The sequence below is a fragment of the Candidatus Cloacimonadota bacterium genome, from assembly GCA_034722995.1.
Taxonomy (GTDB): Bacteria; Cloacimonadota; Cloacimonadia; order JGIOTU-2; family JGIOTU-2; genus JAGMCF01.
On record JAYEOL010000065.1, the window covers coordinates 1 to 8,335 of the forward strand.

General features: G+C 33.5%; 9 protein-coding genes. 3 read left to right on the forward strand and 6 right to left on the reverse strand.

All coding sequences use genetic code 11. The features are described 5' to 3' along the window. The 6 genes from U9R23_07515 to U9R23_07540 all read right to left on the reverse strand — a co-directional run. Nucleotides 1–433 (reverse strand): hypothetical protein (locus tag U9R23_07515; GenBank protein ID MEA3476270.1); only part of this gene is annotated, 433 nt, incomplete at its 3' end. A 1-nt stretch (nucleotide 434) separates the two neighbouring features. Continuing rightward, nucleotides 435–815 (reverse strand): hypothetical protein, encoded by a 381-nt coding sequence (locus U9R23_07520; GenBank protein MEA3476271.1) that lies wholly within the window; start codon nucleotides 813–815, stop codon nucleotides 435–437. A gap of 10 nt (nucleotides 816–825) precedes the next feature. Next, complete coding sequence (locus U9R23_07525; GenBank protein ID MEA3476272.1) at nucleotides 826–1,062, reverse strand: hypothetical protein; 237 nt, start codon at nucleotides 1,060–1,062, stop codon at nucleotides 826–828. A 924-nt stretch (nucleotides 1,063–1,986) separates the two neighbouring features. Beyond that, nucleotides 1,987–2,175: a type II toxin-antitoxin system HicA family toxin gene (locus tag U9R23_07530; protein ID MEA3476273.1), complete on the reverse strand. Its 189-nt coding sequence runs from the start codon at nucleotides 2,173–2,175 to the stop codon at nucleotides 1,987–1,989. Then, a complete protein-coding gene (locus U9R23_07535; GenBank protein ID MEA3476274.1) occupies nucleotides 2,172–2,387 on the reverse strand; it encodes a type II toxin-antitoxin system HicB family antitoxin in 216 nt (71 codons plus the stop codon). Before U9R23_07535 ends, U9R23_07530 begins: the two co-directional genes overlap by 4 nt. A 374-nt stretch (nucleotides 2,388–2,761) precedes the next feature. Beyond that, nucleotides 2,762–3,997 (reverse strand): amidohydrolase family protein, encoded by a 1,236-nt coding sequence (locus U9R23_07540; GenBank protein ID MEA3476275.1) that lies wholly within the window; start codon nucleotides 3,995–3,997, stop codon nucleotides 2,762–2,764. Nucleotides 3,998–4,469: 472 nt separating this feature from the next. Between U9R23_07540 and iorA the strand changes: the two genes are divergently transcribed. The 3 genes from iorA to U9R23_07555 form a co-directional block, all read left to right on the forward strand. Next, nucleotides 4,470–6,218 (forward strand): indolepyruvate ferredoxin oxidoreductase subunit alpha, encoded by a 1,749-nt coding sequence (iorA, locus tag U9R23_07545; GenBank protein MEA3476276.1) that lies wholly within the window; start codon nucleotides 4,470–4,472, stop codon nucleotides 6,216–6,218. A 365-nt stretch (nucleotides 6,219–6,583) separates the two neighbouring features. After that, nucleotides 6,584–7,177, forward strand: a complete 594-nt coding sequence (locus U9R23_07550; protein MEA3476277.1) for an indolepyruvate oxidoreductase subunit beta — start codon at nucleotides 6,584–6,586, stop codon at nucleotides 7,175–7,177. A gap of 29 nt (nucleotides 7,178–7,206) precedes the next feature. Beyond that, nucleotides 7,207–8,335, forward strand: a 1,129-nt coding sequence (locus U9R23_07555) for a radical SAM protein (protein ID MEA3476278.1), incomplete at its 3' end; no start/stop codon positions are given.

Here is an 8,335-nt window from a genome sequence, read left to right on the forward strand (position 1 = left end):
CTTTAGGAACCCCCAAATAATCATATATCTCATCTAAAGTATAACCAGCATCTAAAGCTGTTTGTATTTTAGGCTGTAAATAATTTAATATCTCTTCCCTACTATATCCTGCTTCTATTGATTTTTCGTATCTATTCATTAAATCAGATTTGTATCTTTTGCTTGTTTCAATATTTTTTCTAAACCATCTATATCTAACAGAATCTTTTAATTCTGGAGTTAATTGTGAATATCGTGGGTCTTTTAAAACCTCTGATAACTTTATATCTGTTGTAATTGGTTCATAATCTGTTTCCACAAATGAGTATCTTGTAAAAGGAAAAAAGTAATCTCCATCATCACCTCCAAACCTTACAAGCAAAACAAGATGGATAGTAACCCATATCATATAAATTCCAATTAATACTCTGTATTTTCTAAAAAATTTATTCATATCATTCTCCAGAATATTCTTTACTTAATAACTCATAATCAATTAGAATATTTGCTAAAGTCTTTTTATCAATATCATATTTATTGGCAAAAATACTAAATTTACTTGATATTGAGTCAATTCCAGTACCAAATAAATGGAAGGAAAGTTTTAAAAACCTTACTTTTTCATATTCTTTCAACACTTCATACAATTCTTTTGTTTGCATATCATATTTAAATGCAAGCAATACACAGTAATAATCATTTACCAATGCATCATATATATCAAATTCTTGTTGTTGCTCTTTAAAACTTTCTTTTAGCATATTTTCCTGTGTTTCTTTTGAAGAACAAGCGAATATAATCAAAACTATTAAAGTTAAAATAAACAATTCTTTCATTTTTACTTCCTTATTTTTTCATTTCTTTAAAAGGAATACCAAATTGATTACCCTTCAAATCCAAACCCATAACTACTTTAGTTTCACCAGTTATTGTATCCGTAATAAGAAAACTCGGATCAAAATAAGCGCCACCAGCTATTTGGTATCTGCCAATACCAGTATTCAAATTGAACCATAAAATAACAAATATCAATGCTGAAAGTAATATGCCAAGTAAGAAACTTTTAATGTCTAAATTTTTCATTTTTTAACCTCTTGTAACAGTATTTGTAACACCTATGTAAGATTTCTGTAACATTAGTTGTACCAGTCAAGTTTTAATTGCATAACAACATCGCAAGTTTGCATAATGCAATATTATGTAAATCTTACCTCGTCATTATAAAAATTATTAGAAACAAAATAAACCAAAATAGCTGAAGAAATAAATATACAATTTTTAGCATCCGTTCTTCTCTGTAACCATTTTTTAGGTGCAAAAATATAATAGAAAAGTGTAATAGTTAAAAAGATTGTAAACCATATTTTAGTGCTTTTCGATAGAGGTTTGTTTGATATTTCTTCTTTATAATTTTTTTCATATTAAGCCTAAAATTAAGCTCACCAAATTGGCACTAACGCAGCGAGTGACAATCAGGTGGAGCGCATTGTTAGATGCTAATAATCTTATAAAGCATAAAAATAACCAAAAGTGGGATTAGAAGAAATCCAATCCCGCAAAAATAAGTCTTCAGCTTATCGAATCTGAAGACAACATCTAAAAAAAATCCAATTGCAACTCCGATTACAAGAAGTATTATGGGTGCAAACCAAATTATTTTTCTTCCGAGTAAAATTAAAAAAATCAACCCAAAAATAATGCTTATAATTCTGTATATACTGACAGTGATATATATTTTCGGCCCAGCACCTGTGAATTGAAAATTATCTAAATAGATGCTTTGGTAATGAGCGAAAAGGTAGAAAAAACAAAAGGCAATAACTATTGAAATTGGAACTCCAAACATATTATCCTTTCTTGCATCTAACGGTGAAGTTCACTTGCAGAAACGAAAACACTTCCTTACCTATAATTCACCACAAAACTAATATGGTTTCAACCAGCATAAATATTAAAATACATCTTCGTTTTTGTCAGCTTCATTGTATTGTTAGAATGGTGTTTTATTCAACTGATAACTGGAATTGATAAACTGCGACAAATCTTTCGTGCTAATTTGTTAGGTATTTCTGTATGACGCGGAATGGCTTCAATATGTCCTGTATTTGGATTACACCACAAAGAGTGAGAACCTCCTTCACGCTTAAGGTAGCAACCATACCTGCGAAGATGTCTCAACAGAGTATTACGTTTCATTGAATCGTTACAAATTCTTTTTGAGCACTTTCAGGGATACTACGAAATGCGTCTTCTCTACGGTCTTCAAGAATTAAAGTAATTGCTTCAGAAAGACTTTGTTTACATTCTTCAATGGTTCGCCCTTGGCCATTTGCTCCCGGAATTTCTGGGCAATATGCAATATACCAATTTTCGTCCTTTTCAATTATTGCTGTAAACTCGTTATGCATATTAAATTCCTTTTAATTATAATAAAAATTATGTTTTAGACTGAACTAACCAATAATTCTAACACGCATTCTAACATATATTATACTACAATTTGTAGTATCCAAAGGATCTGCCTCTGGCATGATATGATGCATCCTATTTTTGAAATTAACGCACACAAAACTAAATATCTATCTTTGAAATTAACATTCCAGAAATATCACCTTATTTACAAAACAAAAAAGAATTCCTAAAAAAAAATCTGTCAAATATTTTATAAAGTTCTTAATGCTTCATTTTCCCAATCTTATCAATCTTTTCATATTCAAAAAATCTAAACAGAACTCTTTAATTTTTAATATAATCGCAAAGGCAAAATCCGAAACTTCTGAAACTATTTCTTCTTCCTTAAAACCTTACCTTCTCCAAGGACAAGAATTGGAAATGCTCCAAGATGTAGAGGATTTTTATCCCATACGATAATACTTGCCAGTTTTCCCTTTTCTATTGTTCCAAGAACATCATCAATTCCTAATATTTTTGCATTTTTATAAGTTATCAATGAAATTGCATCCTCTTCGCTCATTCCTTGAATCATAAAGAATTTCAGACTATCTCTAAGAGCTATGGTCTGAATAACAGGGTGGTCAGTCATAAGTCCATAAAATGCTTTGGATTTCATAAGCAGACCTGCATTTTGATAATAGGCATGTTTTAATTCCACTTTATACCCAACAGAACCAAGAGGACCATAAACGATTGGGATTTTATTTTTTGCCAGTTCATCAAATATCTCTTTGTTGAATACATCACCAGTATGGTCAGCAGTAACATTCAAATTATATTTTTTCACAAGTTTAATCAAATACAGCACATCGTCATCTTTATGCACATGAACCTTTGCTGTTTTCTTGCCGGATAGAAGTTCTAAAATTGCTTTTTCCTCAGAATTAAATTCCAATTCAAATTCCTTTTCTATAATTCTCCTTTCTGCTTCAAATTCCTTTTTTGTAAGTTTCTTATCCTTTTTCTTTTGATTTAGTTCTATTAATTTCTTCTCCCTGGATAAGGATGCTTTTTCTTTTTTGATAAGTAAGTCATCAAATTTTTTCTCAAGAAGTGCATAAACACCCATTCTTGTATTAGACCTTTCACCTTTCCATTCTGTAGTGGAACGAGGATTGAAACCAAGAGCCATTTTAAATCCATAATCTTTTACAAATGCTTCGTCTCTGTTTTTTGCATAATTCCTGATAATCATTGCTCGTCCACCAATCAAATTGCCGCTACCAGGGATAACACAACTGTATAGAACTCCGAAATCAACTGCATCTTTAAAAGCTCGGTCATCAAAATAAATGCTGTTTAAAGGATTGTTTAATGGACGGATTTGATTAGTATAATCATTAACTTCAGCTTCCTGGGTTGGCTCTCCTTCTCTATCCATACCAATATGCGAATGTGCATCAATAAAAGCCGGAGTAACAAATCCTTCATAATCAGCTTTTGCTTTCTCTGAAGATACCTCAATAATCTTATTCCCTTCAATTACAATGGTTTTGTTTTCATATTTCGTTTTTCCATCATAAAGCACTTTTGCTTTGATTACTATCTCTTTTTTCTTTGCCATCTCGTTTCTCCTTAATATGCGTAGTTATAATTAACATTTTATAAATATTCTTGATTGCCTATGAATAAATGTATTTTATGAAAGCTCATTGAATTAAGTCAATTTTTCTATTTTATAATTGAGTCCACTCTAAAAAGTTATATTCATGTATTATGAAACCGTTAAAACGGTTGAGGTTGGTGTTTTGTTAACCCCCAACTTAAATTGGGGGTTACTCGGAAGATAGAAGCATTAAACCGTTTCAACGGTTTCCTCCCGATATGTCGGGACAAAAATTTTAAAATATTTCATTCTTTAGGCTTTTTATAGTGAACTCATAATTAAATCTAATTATCTAAGAAGCATTCTTTTCTTAAGGAAAGTAAATCTTATTTTAATTATTATTTAATTGAATATATGTAGATTCAAGATTTATTGACATAAAGTTTGAACATTGTTTTTTTTGAAAAAAAATAAACAAATAGAGGAAATAATGAAGAGGTTACTTTCAGGCAATGAAGCTGTGGCAAGAGGAATTTATGAAGCAGGAGTAAAATTTGCTTCTGCATATCCAGGAACACCCAGCACAGAAATTCTGGAAAATGTAGTTCAATACAAACAAGATGTGCATTGCGAATGGGCTCCTAATGAAAAAGTTGCTGTAGAATCAGCTATTGGTGCTTCTATGGGTGGGGTTCGTTCTGTAGCTGCTATGAAACATGTTGGACTAAATGTTGCGGCAGACCCATTCTTCAGTATGGGGTATATAGGTTCAAACGGTGGAATTGTTATAATCTCTGCTGATGACCCAAGTATGCACTCCTCTCAAAATGAGCAAGACAATCGTCACTATGCTCGGGCAGCAAAAATGCCTTGTATTGAACCAGCAGACAGTCAAGAAGCAAAGGACTTTATGATATACGCCCAAGAAATCAGCGAAAGATTTGATACACCTGTCCTTTTCCGTATGACAACCAGAGTCTGTCATTCAAAAAGTATAGTTGAGCTTGGAGAAAGAAAAGATATAAAATCAAAGGGATTTGAAAGAAATTTCAGCAAATATGTAGTCCTGCCTGCAAATGCCCGTAAACTCCATCTTAAAGTTGAAGAAAGACTGAAAAAATTAGAAGAATACGGATATGATTGCCCATTAAATAAAGTTGAGATTAATGATACAAAAGTTGGAGTAATTACAAATTGTATTGCATATCAGTATGCAAAAGAAGTCTTCCCGAATGCCTCATATCTTAAATTAGGCCTTTCTTTCCCAATGCCTAAAAAACTTATTAAAGAATTTGCTGAAAAAGTTGAAACCCTATATGTTATTGAAGAATTGGAATCATTCTTAGAAGAACAGATTAAAGCTATGGGAATTAAAGTAATTGGCAAAGACAAACTGCCAATTACTTATGAATTCAATACCGATGTTGTTGAAGAGAGTTTGTTGAACAAAAAATCTTATAAAGAAATCAATGTACAAGGCTTACCTCCTCGTCCTCCTTCTCTTTGTCCTGGATGCCCACATAGGGCAGTATTCCACACTCTACATAAACTTAATGTTCATGTTACTGGTGATATTGGGTGTTATACTCTGGGAGGTTTGCCGCCTCTTTCAGCACTTCATACCTGTGTGTGTATGGGAGCAAGCATTGGCAATGCATATGGAATTGAAAGAGCAATGCCCGAAGACCCAACCGGAAAGGTGGTAGCAGTTATTGGAGATTCCACATTCATTCACTCTGGCATCACCGAACTTATTAATGTTGTCTACAATAAAGGTGTGTCAACCATCTGCATTATGGATAACAGTATAACTGCAATGACCGGGCATCAGGACCATCCTGGCACCGGTAAAACTTTGATGGGTGAGAGGACTCACAAACTGGATTTGGTTAAGCTTGTTGAAGCGTGCGGAGTTAAAAAAGAAAATATCCGTCCTGTTAGTGCATTTGATACAAAAAAATTAATGAAGGTATTCAAAGAGGAACTTGCAAAAAGTGAACCATCAGTAGTAATTACACAAGGACATTGTATTTTTATAGAACCAAAAACTAAGAAGTGGAAACTTTTTGAAGTGGATTCCGAGAAATGTAAAGCCTGTGGAATTTGCCTGAAAGTTGGGTGTCCAGCAATTTACACAGATGAAGAGAACAAGGCAGTAATTGACCCGATATTCTGTCTGGGTTGTACAGTTTGCGCCCAGGTTTGCCCATTTGATGCAATTATAGAAGTGGTGAATTAGTAAATTGGTTCACCCCGTTAGATATTAATATTTTTTATAGATGTATTATATTATCAGTTAATTGGCTAATACCAAAAGAGAAATACAAATTTTTTCTAATAGATTATCTAACGGGGTAAACTGGTGAATTAGGGACAGCAACAGGATAAACCTGTTGCTACCCACCCTGTGGGTAGAGTTGGGTTTATCCCAAATCAAAAAAGGAAAGGTGATTTACATATGAAGCACACATGTCCCGAAAAGAATCGGGAGGACTGGCGGACTGTTTATTTTATGAGCTGTCAGGGACCATTCCCTGACATTTAAATTCGTCATGGAATGGTCCATGACGACTCCTCGGAAAATCAAACTATAAAGGATAAAAGATGAAAAAAGATAAAATTAATGTTTTGATCTGTGGCGTTGGAGGACAGGGAATCTTACTTGCAAGTGAAATTCTCTCTGAAGTATTAATAAGGGCTGGATACGATGTTAAAAAAAGTGAGGTTCACGGTATGTCCCAGCGAGGCGGTAGTGTAGAAAGTCATGTCCGCGCTGGCAAAAAAGTATTCTCTCCACTTATCAAAAAAGGTGAAGCAGATTTCATTCTCTCTTTTGAAAGCATGGAAGGGCTTCGTTACCTTGAATATCTTGCACCAGCAGGAAAGTTGATTAGGAATACCCAAAAAATCATACCGCTGACTGTCACAATTGGTAATGCAAAATATCCAGAAAACCCAGAAAAGATTGCAAAAAATAATGATATTGACACAATCTCTATCAATGCCATAAAAATTGCAAAAGATTTGGGAAGCGATAAGGTTGTGAATATTATCTTACTTGGTGTATTGGCACAAAATTTAAAAATTGACAGAAAAATCTGGGATGGTGTAATAGTTGATTGGATGAAAGTAAAAAGACTTCCTCCCAAAATTATGGAGATTAATAAAAAGGCTTTTGAGAGAGGATTTACTACATGAAAGCACAAACTATTCAGAATTATAGCAAAATGAAAATTCTTTTAATTTATCCCAAATATCCAGATACATTCTGGAGTCTTAAATGGGCTTTAAGGTTTATTTCTAAAAAAGCAAGTCTACCACCTCTCGGCTTAATAACTGTTGCTGCAATGCTTCCCAAACAATGGGAGAAAAAACTTGTTGATATGAATATAAAAAAGTTAAGCGATAAGGATATTAAATGGGCTGACTATGTATTTATCAGCGCAATATCTGTTCAAAGGGAATCTGCGAAAAAAGTGCTTAATAGGTGTAAAGAATTTGGAGTTAAAGTTGTGGCTGGTGGACCTCTTTTTACAACTGAATATGAAGATTTTTCTGATGTAGACTATCTTGTACTTAACGAGGCAGAAGTTACTCTTTCACCTTTTCTGAAAGATTTGCAAAACGGATGTGCCAAACATATTTATACTTCTAAAGAATTTCCTGATATAAAAAGAACACCTGTTCCTTTATGGAAACTTGTTAATACAAAAAGATATGCGAATATGTGTATCCAATATTCACGAGGTTGTCCATTTGATTGTGAATTCTGTGATGTTACCTTGCTCTTTGGGCACAAAATACGAACAAAAACCACGGAACAGATGTTAACAGAATTAGAGAGTCTACATTCGCTGGGCTGGAAAGATGGAGTGTTTATTGTAGATGACAATTTTATCGGGAATAAAGCAAGATTAAAGAAGGAAATCTTGCCTGCTATGATTAACTGGATGAAAAAAAGGAAATATCCATTTTACTTTGGCACACAAACCTCAATAAATCTCGCTGATGATGATGACCTTATGCGAATGATGGCTAAGTCAGGCTTTGAAACAGTATTTGTTGGCATTGAAACCCCTGATGAGGAAAGTCTGGCTGAATGTGGTAAAGTACAAAACAGAAATCGTGACTTAGTCGCCTCAGTTAAAAAAATCCAAAGATTTGGCATGCAGGTTCAGGGCGGATTCATCGTCGGCTTTGATAGTGACCCACCTTCAATTTTTGAAAGACAGATAAAGTTTATCCAGGAAAGTGGAATCACTACTGCTATGGTTGGGTTGTTACAGGCTCCACAAGGGACCAGACTTTATAAGCGACTTACGAAAGAAGGCAGATTATTAAAGAATATTTCAGGTG

Bases quoted from the DNA above. Each gene is read 5' to 3' on its own strand.
- U9R23_07540 (MEA3476275.1), bottom strand. From the start codon at position 3,997: ATGGCAAAGAAAAAAGAGATAGTAATCAAAGCAAAAGTGCTTTATGAT.
- U9R23_07535 (MEA3476274.1), bottom strand. From the start codon at position 2,387: ATGCATAACGAGTTTACAGCAATAATTGAAAAGGACGAAAATTGGTAT.
- iorA (MEA3476276.1), top strand. From the start codon at position 4,470: ATGAAGAGGTTACTTTCAGGCAATGAAGCTGTGGCAAGAGGAATTTAT.
- U9R23_07520 (MEA3476271.1), bottom strand. From the start codon at position 815: ATGAAAGAATTGTTTATTTTAACTTTAATAGTTTTGATTATATTCGCT.
- U9R23_07525 (MEA3476272.1), bottom strand. From the start codon at position 1,062: ATGAAAAATTTAGACATTAAAAGTTTCTTACTTGGCATATTACTTTCA.
- U9R23_07550 (MEA3476277.1), top strand. From the start codon at position 6,584: ATGAAAAAAGATAAAATTAATGTTTTGATCTGTGGCGTTGGAGGACAG.
- U9R23_07530 (MEA3476273.1), bottom strand. From the start codon at position 2,175: ATGAAACGTAATACTCTGTTGAGACATCTTCGCAGGTATGGTTGCTAC.